This window comes from Variovorax sp. GW822-FHT04A09, from assembly GCF_058801005.1.
Window position 1 is genome coordinate 227278 of record NZ_JBXAMV010000002.1, and the last position, 17948, is coordinate 245225.

Annotated in this window: 15 protein-coding genes; 6 read left to right on the forward strand and 9 right to left on the reverse strand. The window is 69.4% G+C overall.

Annotated elements, in window-relative coordinates; translation table 11 throughout:
- The 3 genes from AC1RLW_RS12160 to AC1RLW_RS12170 all read left to right on the forward strand — a co-directional run bounded on the left by AC1RLW_RS12160 (window position 1) and on the right by AC1RLW_RS12170 (window position 2695).
- Entirely contained in the window at window positions 1-690 is a 690-nt protein-coding gene (locus tag AC1RLW_RS12160) for an isochorismatase family protein (protein ID WP_492681788.1), read from the forward strand.
- Window positions 691-783: 93 nt separating this feature from the next.
- Window positions 784-1380, forward strand: a complete 597-nt coding sequence (locus AC1RLW_RS12165; protein WP_493193197.1) for an NADPH-dependent FMN reductase — start codon at window positions 784-786, stop codon at window positions 1378-1380.
- Window positions 1381-1477: 97 nt separating this feature from the next.
- On the forward strand, window positions 1478-2695 hold the full coding sequence (locus tag AC1RLW_RS12170) for an acyl-CoA dehydrogenase family protein (protein ID WP_070062107.1): 1218 nt from the start codon (window positions 1478-1480) through the stop codon (window positions 2693-2695).
- Between the two features lie 22 nt (window positions 2696-2717).
- Here AC1RLW_RS12170 and AC1RLW_RS12175 read toward each other — a convergent pair whose 3' ends face one another.
- From AC1RLW_RS12175 to AC1RLW_RS12195, 5 genes are all read right to left on the reverse strand, one after another.
- Window positions 2718-3974: a Zn-dependent hydrolase gene (locus tag AC1RLW_RS12175; protein WP_493193198.1), complete on the reverse strand. Its 1257-nt coding sequence runs from the start codon at window positions 3972-3974 to the stop codon at window positions 2718-2720.
- 18 nt (window positions 3975-3992) lie between these two features.
- Window positions 3993-5432, reverse strand: coding sequence for a dihydropyrimidinase (gene hydA / locus AC1RLW_RS12180; RefSeq protein ID WP_493193199.1), 1440 nt, complete (start codon window positions 5430-5432; stop codon window positions 3993-3995).
- 26 nt (window positions 5433-5458) lie between these two features.
- On the reverse strand, window positions 5459-6964 hold the full coding sequence (locus AC1RLW_RS12185) for an NCS1 family nucleobase:cation symporter-1 (RefSeq protein ID WP_493193200.1): 1506 nt from the start codon (window positions 6962-6964) through the stop codon (window positions 5459-5461).
- A 124-nt stretch (window positions 6965-7088) separates the two neighbouring features.
- Entirely contained in the window at window positions 7089-8399 is a 1311-nt protein-coding gene (gene preA, locus AC1RLW_RS12190) for an NAD-dependent dihydropyrimidine dehydrogenase subunit PreA (protein ID WP_062479945.1), read from the reverse strand.
- 70 nt (window positions 8400-8469) lie between these two features.
- Window positions 8470-9840, reverse strand: coding sequence for an NAD(P)-dependent oxidoreductase (locus AC1RLW_RS12195; RefSeq protein ID WP_493193202.1), 1371 nt, complete (start codon window positions 9838-9840; stop codon window positions 8470-8472).
- Window positions 9841-10093: 253 nt separating this feature from the next.
- Here AC1RLW_RS12195 and AC1RLW_RS12200 point away from each other — a divergent pair, with 253 nt between their 5' ends.
- Both AC1RLW_RS12200 and AC1RLW_RS12205 read left to right on the forward strand, forming a co-directional pair.
- Window positions 10094-11545 (forward strand): aminotransferase-like domain-containing protein, encoded by a 1452-nt coding sequence (locus AC1RLW_RS12200; RefSeq protein WP_493193203.1) that lies wholly within the window; start codon window positions 10094-10096, stop codon window positions 11543-11545.
- Entirely contained in the window at window positions 11542-12279 is a 738-nt protein-coding gene (locus AC1RLW_RS12205) for a TetR family transcriptional regulator C-terminal domain-containing protein (protein WP_493193204.1), read from the forward strand. Before AC1RLW_RS12200 ends, AC1RLW_RS12205 begins: the two co-directional genes overlap by 4 nt.
- On the opposite strand, the gene AC1RLW_RS12210 is transcribed toward AC1RLW_RS12205, so the two are convergent.
- Both AC1RLW_RS12210 and AC1RLW_RS12215 read right to left on the reverse strand, forming a co-directional pair.
- Window positions 12276-13601 carry a PhzF family phenazine biosynthesis isomerase gene (locus AC1RLW_RS12210; RefSeq protein ID WP_493193205.1) on the reverse strand — a complete coding sequence of 442 codons (1326 nt, stop codon included), beginning with the start codon at window positions 13599-13601 and terminating at the stop codon, window positions 12276-12278. The two genes, AC1RLW_RS12205 and AC1RLW_RS12210, sit on opposite strands and share 4 nt — an antisense overlap.
- A 2-nt stretch (window positions 13602-13603) precedes the next feature.
- Window positions 13604-14590, reverse strand: a complete 987-nt coding sequence (locus tag AC1RLW_RS12215; RefSeq protein WP_493193207.1) for a Bug family tripartite tricarboxylate transporter substrate binding protein — start codon at window positions 14588-14590, stop codon at window positions 13604-13606.
- Between the two features lie 102 nt (window positions 14591-14692).
- On the opposite strand from AC1RLW_RS12215, the gene AC1RLW_RS12220 reads away from it, so the two are divergent.
- A complete protein-coding gene (locus AC1RLW_RS12220) occupies window positions 14693-15523 on the forward strand; it encodes a helix-turn-helix domain-containing protein (protein WP_493193208.1) in 831 nt (276 codons plus the stop codon).
- A gap of 9 nt (window positions 15524-15532) precedes the next feature.
- Here the strand turns inward: AC1RLW_RS12220 and AC1RLW_RS12225 are convergent, their stop codons facing one another.
- Both AC1RLW_RS12225 and AC1RLW_RS12230 read right to left on the reverse strand, forming a co-directional pair.
- Window positions 15533-16225, reverse strand: a complete 693-nt coding sequence (locus AC1RLW_RS12225; protein ID WP_493193210.1) for a response regulator — start codon at window positions 16223-16225, stop codon at window positions 15533-15535.
- Complete coding sequence (locus AC1RLW_RS12230) at window positions 16222-17805, reverse strand: ATP-binding protein (protein WP_493193211.1); 1584 nt, start codon at window positions 17803-17805, stop codon at window positions 16222-16224. Before AC1RLW_RS12230 ends, AC1RLW_RS12225 begins: the two co-directional genes overlap by 4 nt.
- Between the last annotated feature and the right edge of the window lie 143 nt (window positions 17806-17948).

A 17948-nucleotide genomic window follows, 5' to 3' on the forward strand; every position in this document is an offset into this window, starting at 1 on the left:
ATGACCATCCCCAACAACGTTGCCAACTTCAACGGCGCCAAGCCCGTCATCGACCCCGACGACGCCGTGATGCTGCTCATCGACCACCAGAGCGGCCTGTTCCAGACCGTGAAGGACATGCCGATGACCGAGCTGCGCTCCAACGTCACCACGCTGGCCAAGGTCGCGACGCTGGCGAAGATCCCGGTCATCACCACCGCCTCGGTGCCGCAGGGTCCGAACGGGCCGCTGATTCCCGAAGTGCACAAGTACGCGCCGCATGCGCAGTACGTGGCGCGCAAGGGCGAGATCAACGCCTGGGACAACCCCGAGTTCGTGGCCGCCGTGAAGGCCACCGGGCGCGGCACGCTGATCATCGCGGGCACCATCACCAGCGTGTGCATGGCCTTCCCGAGCATCGCGGCGGTGCATGAGGGCTACCGCGTGTTTGCGGTGATCGACGCCTCGGGCACCTACTCGAAGATGGCGCAGGAGATCACGCTGGCGCGCGTGGTGCAGGCCGGCGTGGTGCCGATCGACACCGCGGGCGTGTGCTCCGAAGTGCAGAAGACCTGGCACCGCGACGACGCCGCGCAATGGGCCGAGGCCTACAGCGCCGTGTTCCCGCCCTACCAGCTGCTGATCGAGAGCTACATGAAGGCGCAGGAGGTCGTGACGAACAGCGAGCAGCTGGATTCGCAGCGCGCCTGATCATCCCGATGCGACACTGAAGAACGCCGCGCCGCACGCGAAACGTGCGGCGCGGCTTTCCTTCTTCTTTCAACGCACGGCAAGGAGCCCCGCATGGACAGTCCCCGCATCCTGATCATTCCCGGCAGCGCCCGCGACGGCTCGCTCAACCGCCGGCTGGCGGCCGTGGCCGCGGCCACCGCGCGCGCGGCGGGCCTGCAGGTGACGGAGATGGACCTGCGCGCGCTGGCGCTGCCCGTGTACGACGGCGACCTCGAGGCCGCCTCGGGCGTGCCGGCCGGCGCGCACGAACTGCGCAGCGCCATCGCGGCGAGCGACGGCGTGCTGATCGTCACGCCCGAGTACAACGGCTTTCCCACGCCGCTGGTCATCAACGCCTTCAGCTGGCTCTCGCGCATTCCGCCGGGCGACGGCCACGCGGGCGGGCTGGCCGCCACGGCCAACAAGCCGGCCGCACTGCTGTCGGCCTCGCCCGGGCCGCTGGGCGCGCTGCGCTCGATGAACTTCCTGCGCCAGTACCTGCAGATGGCCTTCGCCATGCTGGTGGCGCCGCAGCAGTTCGCGCTCGGGCGCGCGAACGAGGCCTTCGAGGCCGACGGCACGCTGAAGGACGCGCGCGCCGCGCAGTCGGTGCAGAAGGTGGTGGCGGCGCTGGCCGCGCTCGCGACCGCGCTGCCCACGCCACGCTGACCCGCCCAGGGCGGCGTTCGTGCTGTCGCGCGAACGACCGTCCCGATCCGCATCGCGACGTATCTTCGACCGCACATTGGAAGAAGGACGAGACGACATGCAATTCGAATTCACGCCCCGGGTGCTCGCGCTGCGCGCCGAGCTGCTCAAGTTCATGGACGAGCACGTCTATCCGAACGAGAAGCGCCGCGAGGAAGAGCTGGCCGCCAACGCCCGCGCCGGCCGCCCGTATGCCGAGCTGCCGATGATGGCCGGCCTGAAGGCCAAGGCGCGCGAGCGCGGCCTGTGGAACCTGTTCCTGCCCGAGTCGGAGCACGGCCCGGGCCTGAGCAATGTCGAGTACGCGCCGCTGTGCGAGATCATGGGTCGGCGCTACTGGTGCGCCGAGATCTTCAACTGCTCCGCGCCCGACACCGGCAACATGGAAGTGCTGGCGCGCTACGGCACCAAGGCACAGCAGGAACGCTGGCTCACGCCGCTGCTGGCCGGCGAGATCCGCTCGTCGTTCGCCATGACCGAGCCCGAGGTGGCCTCCAGCGACGCCACCAACATCCGCTGCAGCATCCGCCGCGAGGGTGACGAGTACGTCATCAACGGGCGCAAGTGGTACATCACCGGCGCCATGAACGAGCGCTGCGAGATCTTCGTGCTGATGGGCAAGACCGACCCCGACAACGCCGATCGCCACAAGCAGCAGTCGATGGTGCTCGTGCCCAAGAACACGCCCGGCATCACCATCGTGCGCGACATGCAGCTGCTGGGCATGTACGACCCGCCCTTCGGCCACCCCGAGATCGTGTTCGACAACGTGCGCGTGCCGGTCGAGAACATCCTGCTGGGCGAGGGCCGCGGCTTCGAGATCGCGCAGGGCCGCCTCGGCCCGGGCCGCATCCACCACTGCATGCGCGCCATCGGCATGGCCGAGGCCGCGCTGGAGATGATGTGCCAGCGCCTCGTGTCGCGCGTGGCCTTCCACAAGCCACTGTCGGAGCAGGGCGTGTGGCGCGAGCGCATTGCCGAGTCGCGCATGCTCATCGAGCAGTCGCGCTGGATGGTGCTGAATGCGGCCTACCGCATGGACACCGTGGGCAACAAGGTGGCGGCCAAGGAGATCGCCATGATCAAGGTGCTCACGCCCAACAACTGCGTGAAGGTGATCGACTGGGCCATGCAGGCCTTCGGCGCGATGGGCCTGAGCCAGGACACGCTGCTCACGCACTTCTACGCCTACGAGCGCCACCTGCGCGTGGCCGACGGTCCCGACGAGGTGCACCGCAACGCGATCGCGAAGCAGGAGCTGGCGGCGTACCAGTAACGGCAGCGCCGCCGCGAGCGCGTCAGTCGACGCGCTTCGCGCGCTCCAGCATGGCGTGCAGCAAGACGTTGCAGCCGGCCGTCAGATGGTCGGGCTGCGCGTCCTCGATCTCGTTGTGGCTGATGCCGTCCTTGCAGGGCACGAAGATCATGCCGGCCGGTGCGAGCCGCGCGGCATAGATCGCGTCGTGGCCCGCGCCCGACACCACGTCCATGGTCGAGTAGCCGAGCCGTTCGGTCGCGCGGCGCACCGTATCCACGCAATCGGGGTGAAACGGGCAGGGTGGAAAGTACGACACGCGCTCGATCGTCACGCCCAACCCGGTCTCGCGCCCCGTGCGTTCGACGAAGGCGAGGATCTCGCCGTGCATGCGGTCGAGCAGTTCGCCGCTCACGTTGCGCAGGTCGATCGAGAACTTCACCTCGCCCGGAATCACGTTGCGGCTGTTCGGGTGCACCTGCACCATGCCGACCGTGCCGCGCCCGTAGGGCGGGTAGCGCAGCCCGATGGCCACCACCTCCTGCATGATCCGCGTCGCCACCTGCAGCGCATCGCGGCGCAGATGCATCGGCGTGGGGCCCGCATGCGCCTCCATGCCGGTGACGACGCAGTCGTACCAGGAGAGGCCGAGCACCGCCGGCACCACGCCGATGACCTTGTCCGCATCTTCCAGCACCGGCCCCTGCTCGATGTGCGCCTCGAAGTAGGCGCCGATGGGGTGGTCGCCCGGCGTCTGGTCGCCGATGTAGCCGATGCGCTCCAGCTCTTCGCGCACCGTCTTGCCCTCGGTGTCTTTCGCGGCGTAGGCGTGCTCGAGGCTGAAGGCGCCGCAGAAGACGCCCGAGCCCATCATCACCGGCACGAAGCGCGAGCCTTCCTCGTTGGTCCAGAACGCGACCTCGATGGGCGCTTCGGTGCGAATGCCCTGGTCGTTCAGTGTGCGCACCACCTCCAGCGCCGACAGCACGCCGTAGTTGCCGTCGAACTTGCCGCCGGTGGGTTGCGTGTCGATGTGGCTGCCCGACACGATGGGCGGCAGCGCGGGGTTGGTGCCTTCGCGGCGCATGAAGACGTTGCCGATCTTGTCGACGGTGATGCTCAGGCCGGCCTCCTTGCCCCACGACACCACGAGGTCGCGGCCCTGCTTGTCGAGGTCGGTCAGCGCCAGGCGCTTGACGCCGCCCTTGGGGGTGGCGCCGATGCGTGCCAGTTCCATCAGCGAGTTCCACAGGCGCTCGCCGTTGATCGTCAGCACCTGCGTGTCCACTGCTGCATTCATGTATGACTCCTTGGGGGTTCAGCGCGCCACGGCCGTGGGCGCGTGCTGCTGCTTGAAGCGTTCGAGTGCGGTGAACATCGGCGCGAAGGGCGGGCGCTTGAGGTAGCGGCCGGTGCCGGGCTCGGCGCGCAGGTCGCCGTTGCGGTAGACCCAGCGGCCGGCGCTCACCGTGTGCCTGGGCACACCCGTCACTTCGCGGCCTTCGAAGATGTTGAAGTCGCTCTTCGAATGCTGCGTCTTCACCGACAGCGTCTTGGTGGCCTTCGGGTCCCACACCACGATGTCGGCGTCGGCCCCGGGCTGGATCACGCCCTTGCGCGGGTACAGGTTGAACAGCTGCGCCGCGTTGGTCGAGGTGACGCGCACGAACTCCGACGGCGTGAGCCGGCCGGCGTTGACGCCCGCATCCCACAGCACGGCCATGCGCTCTTCGACGCCGCCGCAGCCGTTGGGAATCTTCGTGAAGTCGTCGTGGCCGGCCGCCTTCTGCTCGGCGCAGAAGGTGCAATGGTCGGTGGCCGTGGTGTGCAGGTTGCCGCCCTGCAGACCGCGCCACAGCATGGCCTGGTTCTCGCGCGAGCGGAAGGGCGGGCTCATCACGTGGGCGGCAGCACGCGCAAAGTCGGGGTCGCGGTAGGCGCTCTCGTCGACCACGAGGTGACCGGCCAGCACCTCGCCGTACACGCGCTGGCCGCGCGCGCGGGCGCGGGTGATGGCGTCGAGCGCTTCGCCGCACGACACGTGCACCACGTAGATCGGCACGCCCAGCACGTCCGCGATGGCGATGGCGCGGTTGGCCGCCTCGGCCTCGACCATCGGTGGGCGCGACAGCGGATGGCCCTCGGGTCCGCGAATGCCCTGCGCCAGCAGCTGCTGCTGCAGCATCGCGACCAGCTCGCCGTTCTCCGCATGCACCGTGGGCATGGCGCCGAGTTCCAACGAGCGCTGGAAGCTCTTCACCAGGATCTCGTCGTCGGCCATGATCGCGTTCTTGTAGGCCATGAAGTGCTTGAAGCTGTTCACGCCGTGCTCGTGCACCAGCGTGCCCATGTCCTTGTGCACGCTGTCGTTCCACCAGGTCACGGCCACGTGAAAGCTGTAGTCGCCTGCGGATTTCTCGGCCCAGCCGCGCCACATGCGAAAGGCGTCCATCAGCGACTGCTGCGGATCGGGAATCACGAAGTCGATGATGCTGGTGGTGCCACCGGCCAGGCCGGCCGCCGTGCCGCTGAAGAAGTCGTCGGCCGCCACGGTGCCCATGAAGGGAAGCTGCATGTGGGTGTGCGGGTCGATGCCGCCGGGCATGACGTAGGCGCCGCCGGCGTCGACGACTTCGGCGCCCGCCGGCACCTGCAGGTCGGTGCCGACCTGGAGGATCTTGTCCCCCTGGCAGAGCACGTCGGCACGGTGCTCGGCATCGGCGTTGACCACCGTGCCACCGCGAATGAGAACGGTCATGGCGTGGGTTCCTTTTCTGTTTTGTCTCAGCTGGGGTTTTTGAGGGGCGGGGTCATGCCCTGAAGCTGTGGCGCGCGCGCCTTCATCAGCCCCATGTAGACCACGGCCGACAGCACCACGCCGACGAACCAGGCGTAGGTGTAGATCGTCTTGAAGAACTCGGGCATCGACGGCACGGCCGACGGAAAGGCGGCGTTGAGGAAGCCGGGGATGTTCGGCAGCACGCCGACGATGAAAGCGACGATGGCCGCCATGTTCCAGCCGTTGCCGTAGCTGTAGGCGCCGGTCTCGCGGTAGAGCGCGTCGACGTCCAACTCCTTGCGGCGAATCAGGTAGTAGTCGGCAATCAGGATGCCGGCCACCGGCCCCAGCAGCGCCGAGTAGCCGATGAGCCAGGTGAAGATGTAGCCCTGCGTGGTCTCCAACACCTTCCACGGCATCATCACGATGGCGATGCCGGCCGTGATGTAGCCGCCCGTGCGGTACGAGATCTTCTTCGGGTTGAGGGCAGAGAAGTCGTAGGCCGGGCCCACGAGGTTGGCCGCCAGGTTCACGCTCACGGTGTCGATCAGCAGGATGATGAGCGCGAGCAGCACCGCGGCGCCGGTCATGCGGCTGGCCAGGTCCACCGGGTCCCACAGCGCCTTGCCGTAGATGACCACCGTGGCCGAGGTGACCATCACGGCCATCATCGCGAGCAGGCCCATGGGTGCGGGCAGGCCGATGACCTGGCCCACCACCTGGTCGCGCTGCGAACGCGAGAAGCGCGTGAAGTCGGGGATGTTCAGCGCCAGCGTGGCCCAGAAGCCGACCATGGCCGTGAGCGACGGCCAGAACACCGCCCAGAACATGCCGGCCTTCTTGCCGCCGGCCTCGAACTGCGACGGTTGGTCGAAGATCGGGCCCAGGCCGCCCGCGCGCTGCACGGCCCAGTAGAGCAGGGCGATGCACACGATGATCTTGAGCGGCGCGGTGTAGGTTTCGAGACGGCGGATCGACTCGATGCCGTGCACCACGAAGTACAGCTGGATGGCCCAGAAGATCAGGAAGCACACCAGCTGCGCGCCATTGATGCCGAGCATCGGCAGCTTGTCGCCGCCCAGCGGCTGGCCCATGAGCACGCCGACGAGCGTGTAGATCATCTGGCCGCCGAACCAGGTCTGGATGCCGTACCAGCCGCAGGCCACGACGGCGCGCAGCAGCGCCGGCAGCCGCGCCCCGCGCGTGCCGAACGAGGCGCGCGCCATCACCGCATACGGAATGCCGTACTTCGCGCCCGCGTGGCCGATGAGCAGCATCGGCACCAGCACGATGGCGTTGCCGAGGAACACGGTCAGCACCGCCTGCCCCCACGACATGCCGCCCTCGATCAGGCTGGCCGCCAGCATGTAGGCGGGGATGCACATCACCATGCCCACCCAGAGCGCGGCGAAGTGGTACCAGCGCCACGTTCGCTGCGCCAGCGTGGTGGGCGCCAGGTCCTCGTTCCAGAGGTTTGCGGCGGGTGCGCCGCCGTGCTGTGGGGTCGTCATGTGGGTTTTCTCCTGCACGTGTGTCGTGCTTCTGGCCGTGTGGTCGTTCCCCTCCCGCCGCCGCCCGGTCTGCGCCGGGCTTGGTCATTCACTTACTCACTCACTCGCTTGTTCGATATCCCGTTCAGGCGGGGCTGCCGGTGCGCATCGGGTTGTTGGGATGCGTGGTCCAGTTGGCGTAGTGCCCGACCACCGGGTGGCCGGTGCGCGCGTCCGTCTCGCCGGCCTTCAGCGTGCGCATCGACAGCGCGCCGGGCACCGGGCAGATCGACACGCACAGGTTGCAGCCCACGCACTCTTCTTCCTTCACCTCGAAGAAGCGCATGCCGTCCTTGGTGGCGCTGATGGCCTGGTGCGAGGTGTCTTCGCACACCACGTGACAGCGGCCGCACTGGATGCACAGGTCCTGGTGGATCACGGCCTTGTCGACGTGGTTCAGGTTGAGCTGCTGCCAGTCGGTGATGCTGCCGACCGCACGGCCGCGCAGCTGTTCCAGGTTGGCGTAGCCCTTCTGGTCCATGAAGTTGGAGAGGCCGTCGCACAGGTCCTGCACGATCTTGAAGCCGTAGACCATGGCAGCAGTGCACACCTGCACCGAGCCGCTGCCCAGCGCGATGAACTCGGCCGCATCGCGCCAGGTCGAGACGCCGCCGATGCCCGAGATCGGCAGGCCGGCGGTCTGCGGGTCGCGCGCGATCTCGGCCACCATGTGCAGCGCAATGGGCTTGGCGCCGGGGCCGCAGTAGCCGCCGTGCGAGCCCTTGCCGTCGGTGTGCGGAAACATCGCCATCGCGTCCAGGTCGACGCCCATGATCGAGTTGATGGTGTTGATGAGGCTCACCGCGTCGGCGCCGCCCTTCTTGGCCGCGCGAGCGGCGGGCCGGATGTCGGCCACGTTGGGCGTGAGCTTCACGATCACCGGCAGCTTCGAGTAGTGCTTGCACCACTCGGCCACCATCTGGATGTACTCGGGCACCTGGCCCACGGCTGCGCCCATGCCGCGTTCGCTCATGCCGTGCGGGCAGCCGAAGTTCAGCTCGATGCCGTCGCAGCCGGTGTCTTCCACCATCGGCAGGATGTTCTTCCAGGCCTCTTCGGTGCAGGGCACCATGATCGAGGCCACCAGCGCGCGGTCGGGCCAGTTGCGCTTGACACGCGTCATCTCTTCGAGGTTGGTGCGCAGCGGGCGGTCGGAGATCAGCTCGATGTTGTTGAAGCCCGTCACGCGGCGGTCGGCCGCATACGACACGGCATAGCGCGGCCCGTGCACGTTGACCACGTTCGGGTCTTCGCCCACGGTCTTCCAGACCACGCCGCCCCAGCCGGCCTCGAAGGCGCGGACCACGTTGATCTCCTTGTCGGTCGGTGGCGCCGAGGCCAGCCAGAAAGGGTTGGGGCTGCGGATGCCCACGAAGTCGATGCTCAGGTCTGCCATGTGAATTGCTCCTGTCGCGCCGCGGCGCGCTCGGATGAGAGGTGAGAAAGGAAGAGAGGGCGCTGTCGCGTCAGGCCGCGCGCAGGTGGCGGTCGATGGACAGCGCGGCCTGCTTGCCGTCTTCCACCGCCTCGACCGTGAGGTCGCGCCCGCCGAAGCGCGCGTCGCCGCCGGCCCAGACCTTGGGGAGCGAGCTGCGGCATTCCGCATCGGTGCTGATGCGCCCGCCCTGCAGCTGCACGCCGCTGTCTTCCAGCGCGGTCGCGACAAAGCTCTGGCCGATGGCGCACAGCACCATGTCGGCCTGCAGTGCGAGCGCTTCGCCGGTCTCGACCAGCTTGCCGTCGACCAGCGCGGTGCGTGCGAAGTCGATGCCGCGCAGCACGCCGCCCTTGGCGCGCAGGGCCTTGGGCGCGGCCCAGTGGATGATGCGCACGCCGTTCTCCTTGGCCCAGCTCTGCTCGTCGGCCGAGGCCCCCATGGCGTCCGCGCCGCGCCGGTAGACGATGCTCACGTCTTCCGCGCCGAGCTTGCGCGACTGCACGGCCGCATCCACGGCCGTCATGCCGCCGCCGATCACTACCATGTGGCGGCCGATGGCCACATCGGCCGGCGAGGCCGCCTGGCGCAGCTCGGCGATGAAGTCCACCGCGTCGCGCACGCCGCTCTGCTCGCCCAGGCCCAGCGTGTTCACGCCGGCCAGGCCGAGGCCGAGGAACACCGCGTCGTAGTCGGTGGCGAGCGCGTCCAGGTGCAGCTCGCGGCCCAGCGCCTGGTTGTTGCGCACCTCGATGCCGCCGACCGACAGCAGCCACTCGATCTCGCGTTGCGCGAAGTCGTTCACCGTCTTGTAGCTGGCCAGGCCGTATTCGTTCAGGCCGCCCAGCTTGGGGCGCGCGTCGAACAGCGTCACCTGGTGGCCCAGCACCGCCAGGCGGTGCGCGCAGGCCAGGCCGGCCGGGCCCGCGCCGACGACGGCAATGCGCTGGCCCGTGTCGGCGGCGCGCACGAACAGCGGTGCACCGGGTGCGTCGAAGAAGGCGTCGGTCGCATGGCGCTGCAGCAGGCCGATTTCGACAGGCTTGCTCTCGTTGCTGTTGCGCACGCAGGCCTGCTCGCACAGCACCTCGGTCGGGCACACGCGGGCGCACATGCCGCCCAGCGGGTTCTCTTCGAGGATGGTGCGCGCGGCGCCGCGCAGGTTGCCGTCGGCGATGCGGCGGATGAAGGTCGGGATGTCGATGCCCGTGGGGCAGGCCGTCTGGCAGGGCGCGTCGAAGCAGTAGTAGCAACGCTCGGCTTCGATGTTGGCCTGCACCACGTTCAGCGGCGGGTGGGCGTCGCAGAAGTTCTTGGCGTACTGCGCGGGGTCGAGACGGCCGGCGCGCACATCGGAGGCAATGTGCGCGCTGGGCGCGACGGGGTTCATCGTGCTGCTCATGGGCTTTCAAGCTCCAGGTCGTGGTGGGGTAACCGTGTGCGACATGAGAGATCGAGCCCTCATGAAGTTTGACCAAGTGGTCGAATGTCGCGATGATTCAGCAAACGAGGGGTGCCGCCCATACACAGTTGGCGCGGCGAACGAGAAAGTGTTTGCCGCTGCCGACCATGCTGTTTGGTGCACTCCCCAGCACAGTTGCCCAGGGCAAACCCTGTCCAGACAGGCCGCATGCGTTTCTCAAGGAGACCCGGTGATGCAGAGTTCAAGCAACGCGTCGGCGCTGCGCCAGCCGGCGCCCGCCGGTGCCGGTTGGATGCAGGGCCTGATGGGCGACATGGACGAAGCCGCGCCCGGCCTCGGGCTGGCGCAGCGCCTCGTGGTGGGGGTCGAGTTGCGCGTCATCGACGGGCGCTTGGCGCCCGGCACCAAGATGCCTTCGGTGCGCGCGCTGGCCGGCAAGCTGGGCATCAGCACCTTCACCGTCACCGAGTCGTACAGCGCCTTGCGCGCGCGCTCGGTGCTGGCCTCGCGGCCGGGCAGCGGCTACTACGTGCTGCATCGGCCTTCGCGCTTGGCACCCGACGACGCCGATGCGGTGCCGCGCATGACCGACACCGCCACGGCCCACGACCGCCCGCCACCCCCCGAATACCGGGGCGATGACCTGGTGCGCGAAGCCATGCGCCGCGTGGCGCGCTCGGCCCCCGAATGGGACAGCGGCACGCGCCAGGGTTTCGGCCTGCCGCGCCTGCGCGAACTGATCGCCGCGCGCCATCGCGCCGAGCTGCCCGCGCTGGGCCCGCAGCAGGTCATGACGGCTGCCGGCAGCCTCGGCGCCACGATGTGCCTGCTGCAGGCCTGGACCGAGCCCGGCGACGCGGTGCTGGTCGAGTCGCCCGCACCGCGCCAGCTGCGCAGCCTGATCCGCACGCTGGGCCGTCGCATGCTCGAAGTGCCACGGCGCGGCGGCTGCCTCGACATCGCCGCGCTCGACAGCCATGCCGTGCTGTTGCCTGCGGCAAGCCGCCAGCGCCTGCTGTTCCTGTCGACGGCAGTTTCCAATCCGCTGGGCGTGTGCATGAGCCCGCAGGGCGCGCACCAGGCGCTGCAGGCGGCCGAGCGGCACGACCTGCGCGTGATCGAGCTCGACACCTGGCGCGGGCTCTCGCCGTTGCAGGCGCCCAGCCTTGCCGCGATGGACGGGCTGCAGCGCGTGGCGCAGGTCGGTGGCGTGTCGACCACGCTCTCGGCCAAGTTGCGGCTTGCACATGTGCTGCTGCCGCAGCACTGGGTCGACGATGCGGCCTTGCGCTGTCTGCACACCACGCTCGGGCCGAGCGAGTTCGAAGAGCGTGTGGCCTGCGAGGTGCTGGCCGATGCCGGCTATCCGCGCTTCCTGCAGAAGCTCAACACCGCGCTGAAGATCGCCGGCGAGCGCACGCTGTCGCTGCTGACCGGCGCGGGCCTGCAGGCGCTGTGCGTGCCCGATGGCGGCCCCTTTCTCTGCGCAGGCTGGCCGCCCGGCTGTGAGCCTCGTCCATCGAGCGATGCGGTGCTGCAGGAGGCGCGCAAGCAGGGCTTGCCGCTCGCGGCCGCGACCGATTTCGGCGACATGCCGCAGCCCTTTGCCTGGTATCGCTTCAACGTCGCGCACTGCGGCGACGAGCGACTGGTGCGCTTCCTGGCGCGGATGAAGAACCCATGAGTGCTGCGCCACCCCTGCGAACTGCGGCGCGTCCTCCCGCCGTGAAGCGCCAGGCCCGCCGCCAGAACCTCGAGAGCGCCATCCTCGCGGTGGCGCAGGAACGCTTCGCGCTGCACGGCTACGGCGGCGTGTCGGTCGACGACATCGCGGCCGACGCGGGCATCTCCAAGCAGAGCCTGCTGTACTACTTCCCCTCGAAGAAGGCGCTGTACAGCCGCGTGTTCAACGACGTGCTCGACTCGTGGCTGTCGAACCTCAACAGCCTGGCCGATGCCGACCTCGACCCGCATGCCGCGCTGGAGCGCTACGTCACGCAGAAGCTGCAGTTCTCGTACGACCACCCTTCGGGCTCGCGGCTGTTCGCGCAGGAAATCATTTCGCAGGCGCCGCAATGCGCCGACGACATCGAGGCCAAGCTGGTGCCCGCCTTCCGCGCCGAAGCCGCCGTGCTGAACCGCTGGATGGCGAATGGCGACGTGGCACCGCTGCCGGTGCCGCACCTGCTGTTCACGCTGTGGGCCATGACGCAGACCTACGCCGACTTCGCCTGGCAGATGCGCATGCTGCTGGGCAAGCAGGCGCTGGAGCCGGCCGACTTCGACCTGGCCCGCGAGACCATCCTGCGGATGCTCGAAGGCGCGCTGGGGCTGAGGCGGCCCGCCACCTCGGCGGTGGTGACGAGCGGGCACGCTGCGCTGCCTCCCGTGGAAAAAGCCGGGAAGGAGCGGGCCTAGTCGCGCGTCTCGAGCACCATCGACACCTCGACCACGCCGCCGCGAGGCAACGACGCGACGCCCACGGTGGTGCGAACCGGCAGGGGGGTCTCGGGGAAGATCCGTTGCAGGGCCGCCGAGGCTGCGTCCATCACCTGGGCGTGGTCCTTGAAGTCGCCGCAAGCCTGGAGGTAGCCGTTCAGTGCCACGACGCGAACGACGCGCGAGAGGCTGCCGAGCTCGTCCTGTGCCGCGCGCAGCAGGGCGCCGACAGCCGCCACTGCGGCCCGCTGGCCGCGCGGCACATCGTCGAGGCCTTCGAGCCGGCCTGTGATCACCTGGCCGTTCTCGCGCGCCACCACGCCGCTCGTGTGCAGCAGACTGCCGGCCCTCGCGAATGTGGCGTAAGTACCCGATGGCTTGGCCCGCGCCACTTCAGGTGGGCACAGCTGGTCGAGCAAGAAATCTTCGGGTTGCGCATCGCAGGCCTCGCCGCCGACCCAGCAGCCTTCCTGCGTGTTCGCATCCCATGGCAATCCCACGTGGATCGCGGAGGGCGAACCCATTGCTTCTCCTTGCCGCACGGTCACCGACAGCGCCTCGTGGCCGACCAGCCCCAGGTGGCGCAGGCCCCAGGCCAGCGCGGCGGCGGCGATGCCCGTGGCGGCGTCTTCCGGGTAGCCGGAAGATTTGGGAAATTGCCGTGCGCTGACCGTGTCGGTTTCGTCCCGTGACATGGCATAGGGATACAGCCCGGTGGACCCGAGACGTTCGCACAGCGATTCGACGCGTGCGAAGTCGACGCGCAAGGCGTGCAGCTGCGCGGTGTCGGCCAGGCGAACCAGCGTCTTGACCCGGCTGGTGGCGGCGTTGAGCACCGGCCCCACGATCTGCCCGACCTCGATGCCCAGGCACTGCGCGATGTCTTCGACCAGCCGCTGTTGCGTCACCTCTTCCACCGTGGCGCGCGGCTGGCTGATCTGCACCGTGCCATCGACCCGCCGGCCCGTGACGGTGCCGCTGAGCGTTTCGATCGCGACGGGCGCACCGTCCCATTCGCCGCGCCGGTGCAGCAGCCACAGCGCGCCGACCGTGGCGTGGCCGCACATTTCCATCTCGTGCTTCGGCACGAAGTAGCGCATGCGCAGCCGGTGCGCCGGTGTGGTCGGCTTCAGCACGAAGACGGACTCATGGCCGCTGAGCCGGGTGTGCTCCTGCATCTGTGCGGTGGAGAGCGCGTCGGCATCGAGCCAGACCGGCGCGGGGTTGCCGCCGGCGGCCTTGTCGGGGCCGACGAACACGCGGATGTTCCGGCAACCGGGCGCAGAAAAAATCGCAGCCATCGTCAATCAGCCCTCGCGTTGACCGAGCGCGCGATGCCGCCCCAGAGCTTGATGTCGCCGCGGATCTGTTCCTCGAACACCTCGGGTCGCACGCTCCACGGCGTCACGCCCTTGGCCAGCATGTCGGTGCGCAGGGCCGGGTCTTTCATCGCGGTGTCGAGTGCGGCACGCAGGCGCTGCACCACCGGCTGCGGCGTGGCGGCCGGTGCCATCAGGCCATACCAGAGTTGCGGCTTGAAGTCCTTGATGCCGGCTGCCTCGAAAGTCGGCAGGTCGGCGAAACCCGCCGACGGTTCACTGATGGCCAGCGCCCGCATGCGGCCGCCGCGCACCTGCGCCAGCAGCGCGGGCGGGTTGTCGAACAGTGCCTGGATCTGGCCTGCCATCAGGTCGGCCTGCGCGGGCGCGGCGCCGCGGTAGGGCACGTGTGTCATCTCGATGCCGGTGCGCTGCTTGAAGAGTTCGCCCGCCAGGTGGCTCAGGCTGCCGTTGCCGATGCTGCCGTAGTTGAGCGCCTGCGGGTTGGCCTTGGCGTAGCCGACGAAGTCCTTCACGGTGCGCGCCGCCAGCGCGGGCGTGACCACCAGCACGAAGGGCGTGGTGCCGATGGTGCCGATCGGCACCAGGTCCTTGAGCGGGTCGTACGGGAGCTTGGGGTACACCGCATCGGCCGAGGCGATGGTGGTCGTGGTGCTGGCCACCAGCGTGTAGCCGTCGGGGTTCGCCTTCGCGCCGAAGCCCGTGCCGACGGTGCCGCCCGCGCCCGAGCGGTTGTCGATGATGACCGACACGCCGAGCGCGGCCTGCAGCCGCAGCTGCACCGAACGGAAGATCACGTCCGTTCCGCCGCCTGCGGGGAAGGGTACGATGATGGTGATCGGCTTCACCGGGTAGGCCGGATCGGAGGCCGACCACGAGGCGGTCGGCCCGTACAGGGCACCGGCGACAGCCAGGCCCAGGAGCGCGCGGCGCAGAGGTTGAGTAGTCATGGGGTCTTCTTGCAGGAGTGGTCCTTCCGATTCTGTGGAGCGCGCGCCAACGCGTGCGCCCGATTGCGACATGCGCGGCTTCGAATGCGACAAGGAACGGCCATGCCACTGACTTCCAGCCACCCGCCGCCCCGCCAATCGCTGTTCGTCGAACGGCTGTCTCACCAGGCGACGATGGTCGCCAACACCCGCGACCACTACGCCACCGACGCGCACGTGCACGATTGCGACATGCTGTTCGTGCCCATCGCAGGCCGCTTCAGCGTGGGCGATGCGCAGGGCGAGGCGCAGCGCCTCGGGCCCGGCCACTTCGTCTGGTTCGCCGCGGGCAGCGCGCATTCGACGACCACGCTCACCGCCGGCCAGCGCCATGTCGCGGTCTACGTCGATCCGGCGCTGTGGGCCACGGCCTTGCAGGCGCAGGGCGTCGTGCGGCCCCCGCAAGGCATGCGCGCGGGCAGCACCGCGCTGGGCGCCCTGTCGCAGCGGATGTTCGAATCGACCCGTGCCGGCGACAGCGAGAACTACGTGCTGTGCGGCGCGCTCGTGATGGAGGCCGCGCGCCTGAGCGCCAACCCGTTGTCGGAGGGCGACGCCTCGCCGGCGTTGTGGGTGGCCGAGCTGCTGGCCGAAACGATGCTGCGCGATCTGGCGCAGCCCCTGTCGCTCGACGCCTTTGCCCAGCAGCACCGGCTGTCGCGCCGGCAGGTGGAGCGGATCTTCCGCGCGAAGCACGGCATCTCGCCGCTGGAGTTCTTGCAGCGCCAGCGCATCGAACGGGCCGTGTACCTGTTGCAGACCACGCGGGACTCGGTGCTGTCCATCGCGCTGCAGGTCGGCTGGGAGTCGGCGTCCTATCTTTCCCGGATGCTGGAGAAGACCTGGGCGAAGACGGCGACGCAAATTCGCGCGGCAGCCCCTCGACAAAACTAGCCTGGCCGCTCAGGCCGGCGGCGGCGCTTCCCATGCGAAGCCGACGCCATACACCGACCGAATCCAGTCGTGCGCGGGCGTCACCGCGCCGAGCTTGCGGCGCAGGTTCTTCACGTGGCTGTCGATGGCGCGTTCGGTCACGTCCACAGTGTCGTCGTAGGCCAGCTCCAGCAGCCGGGCGCGCGAGAAGATGCGGCCCGGGTGCCGCGACAGCACCTGCAGCAGCCCGAACTCGCGGCGCGTGAGGTTCAGCGGCGTGCCGTCGAGCGAGGCGCGCCAGTGCACGTCGTCGAGCACGAGGCCGGGCGCATCGTCCGGCGCGCCCTGTGCGGCCACGGCCGGCGCGGTGCGGCGCAGCACGGCGCGCACGCGTGCCACCAGCTCGCGCGGCGAGAAGGGCTTGCACACGTAGTCGTCGGCGCCCAGCTCCAGACCGAGCAGGCGGTCGACCTCCTCGATGCGCGCGGTGAGCATGATGATCGGGTGTGCCGTGTGCTCGCGCGCGCGGCGCAGCACCTCGATGCCATCGAGGCGCGGCAGCATGATGTCGAGCAGCGTGAGGTCGGGCGGTGCGGTGACGATGCGTTCGAGTGCGCTCTGCCCGTCGGCGAAATGTTCGGTGTCGTAGCCGGCGTGGCGCAGGTAGTCCTGCACCACGGAGGCGATGTCGAGTTCGTCCTCGACGATCACGATGCGTGTCATGCGGAAGCTGCCAGCGGCAGGGTGAGGGTCATGCGCAGCCCGCCCAGCGGCGAGGGCGCCGCCTCGATGCTGCCGCCGTGCGCCTCGAGGGTCGCGCGGCAGATCGACAGGCCCAGGCCCGAGCCGCCCAGCGCGCGGCTGCGCGAGGTCTCGCCGCGGAACAGGCGGTCGAAGAGGCGCGGAATCTCTTCTTCGGGCACGCCCGGTGCGCTGTCGTCGAACACCAGCGTGAGGCAATTGCCGGTCCATGCGCCTTCGACGCTCACGCCGATGCGCAGCTGGCCGCCGGCGTCGGTATAGGCCAGCGTGTTCTCCAGCAGGTTCATGAAGACCTGGTGCAGCCGGTGCGCGTCGCCGTCGATCACCGGCTGGGCCGAGGCGGCGATGCGGTCGAGGGCGTCGCGGTCGAGCGCGATGCCGCGCTGCGCGAAGCGGTCGCGCGTGTGGTCGAGCGCCTCCTTCAGCAGCGACAGCGGATACACCGGCGCCTTCAGCAGGTCGCTCTGGGGCTCGCGCATGCTGCTGCGCAGGTCGTCGACCAGCTGGCCGAGGCGGATCACCTGCCGGTGCATGCGCAGCGCGGTGCGTTCGTCGAAGCTGCGCACGCCGTCCTGCAGCGCTTCGATCTCCGCGCGCATGGCGGCCAGCGGCGTGCGCAGTTCGTGCGCCGCATCGGCCAGCCAGGCGCGGCGCGAGGCCTCGGCCGTGTCCAGGCGCTGCGCCATGTCGTTGAAGGTCTTGCCCAGCAGCGCGAGTTCGTCCGAGCCGTGGACTGCGACGCGCGTCGAGAGCCGCCCGCGCGCCACGTCCTGCGCGGCCTGCGTGAGCGCATCGATCGGCTGGAACCAGCGCCGCGCCAGCAGCCACGACAGCACCAGCGCAAAGGCCAGGCCGCACAGCCCGGTGAGCGCGATCACGCCGGACTGCCGCGCGAGAAAGGCGCGGTCGGCCTCGCTCTCCAGGCCCTGCATCGGCGCGAGCGCGAGGTAGCCGACGACGGTGCGCCCGTGGCGGATCGGCCGGCGCGCGGCGTTCTCCGGGTCGATGGTCGCGCCGACCACGAGCGCGCCGTGGGCATCGAGCACGGCGAGGCGGCGAAAGATCGAGTCGGGCGGGCCGGCCAGGCCGGGGAAGAAGCCCGGGGGCGGCATCAGGAAGCGGCGGGGCAGCAGGTCGAGCTGCGGCGGCGGGGGCGAGGCGGTGGGCGAGAGCCCGCTGGACGGTTCTGCCGGCGGCGCGCCGTCGCCCTGTGTGCCGGGCGCACGGCGCTCGTACCAGGGCGGCAGCCGCCGGTCGTCGGGCGTGGCGGCGCCGTCGATCACCATCGCCGACTGGCCCAGCTGCAGGCGGTGCCAGGCGTCGTCGTTGTCGCGCAGTTTCTTCCAGTCGCCGTTGGCGGTGTAGTGCTTCAGCAGGAGCTGCGAGAGCCAGTCCATGCGGCGGATCTCGATCTCGGCCACGTAGGCGCCCAGGCCCCGCTGCAGCGCGACGATCGAGAAGCCCACGAAGCTCAGCAGCAGCACGATCAGCAGGGCGGCCAGGGCCAGGAAGATCTTGCGGGAGAGGGTCAGGCGCGGCATGGGCTCGGCGGCGGGGGCATGGCCGCATTCTGCGGCATGCGTTTCGGGGGCGGGGATGGCATGGGCAAGCCGCCGATCATGGCGCCCGATTGGGGAGGAATCTGGGAGACGCGTCCTTGCGTGCCTCTCCCACATTTCTCCCG

Bases quoted from the DNA above. Each gene is read 5' to 3' on its own strand.
- AC1RLW_RS12160 (WP_492681788.1), top strand. From the start codon at position 1: ATGACCATCCCCAACAACGTTGCCAACTTCAACGGCGCCAAGCCCGTC.
- AC1RLW_RS12165 (WP_493193197.1), top strand. From the start codon at position 784: ATGGACAGTCCCCGCATCCTGATCATTCCCGGCAGCGCCCGCGACGGC.
- AC1RLW_RS12170 (WP_070062107.1), top strand. From the start codon at position 1,478: ATGCAATTCGAATTCACGCCCCGGGTGCTCGCGCTGCGCGCCGAGCTG.
- AC1RLW_RS12175 (WP_493193198.1), bottom strand. From the start codon at position 3,974: ATGAATGCAGCAGTGGACACGCAGGTGCTGACGATCAACGGCGAGCGC.
- hydA (WP_493193199.1), bottom strand. From the start codon at position 5,432: ATGACCGTTCTCATTCGCGGTGGCACGGTGGTCAACGCCGATGCCGAG.
- AC1RLW_RS12185 (WP_493193200.1), bottom strand. From the start codon at position 6,964: ATGACGACCCCACAGCACGGCGGCGCACCCGCCGCAAACCTCTGGAAC.
- preA (WP_062479945.1), bottom strand. From the start codon at position 8,399: ATGGCAGACCTGAGCATCGACTTCGTGGGCATCCGCAGCCCCAACCCT.
- AC1RLW_RS12195 (WP_493193202.1), bottom strand. From the start codon at position 9,840: ATGAGCAGCACGATGAACCCCGTCGCGCCCAGCGCGCACATTGCCTCC.
- AC1RLW_RS12200 (WP_493193203.1), top strand. From the start codon at position 10,094: ATGCAGAGTTCAAGCAACGCGTCGGCGCTGCGCCAGCCGGCGCCCGCC.
- AC1RLW_RS12205 (WP_493193204.1), top strand. From the start codon at position 11,542: ATGAGTGCTGCGCCACCCCTGCGAACTGCGGCGCGTCCTCCCGCCGTG.
- AC1RLW_RS12210 (WP_493193205.1), bottom strand. From the start codon at position 13,601: ATGGCTGCGATTTTTTCTGCGCCCGGTTGCCGGAACATCCGCGTGTTC.
- AC1RLW_RS12215 (WP_493193207.1), bottom strand. From the start codon at position 14,590: ATGACTACTCAACCTCTGCGCCGCGCGCTCCTGGGCCTGGCTGTCGCC.
- AC1RLW_RS12220 (WP_493193208.1), top strand. From the start codon at position 14,693: ATGCCACTGACTTCCAGCCACCCGCCGCCCCGCCAATCGCTGTTCGTC.
- AC1RLW_RS12225 (WP_493193210.1), bottom strand. From the start codon at position 16,225: ATGACACGCATCGTGATCGTCGAGGACGAACTCGACATCGCCTCCGTG.
- AC1RLW_RS12230 (WP_493193211.1), bottom strand. From the start codon at position 17,805: ATGCCGCGCCTGACCCTCTCCCGCAAGATCTTCCTGGCCCTGGCCGCC.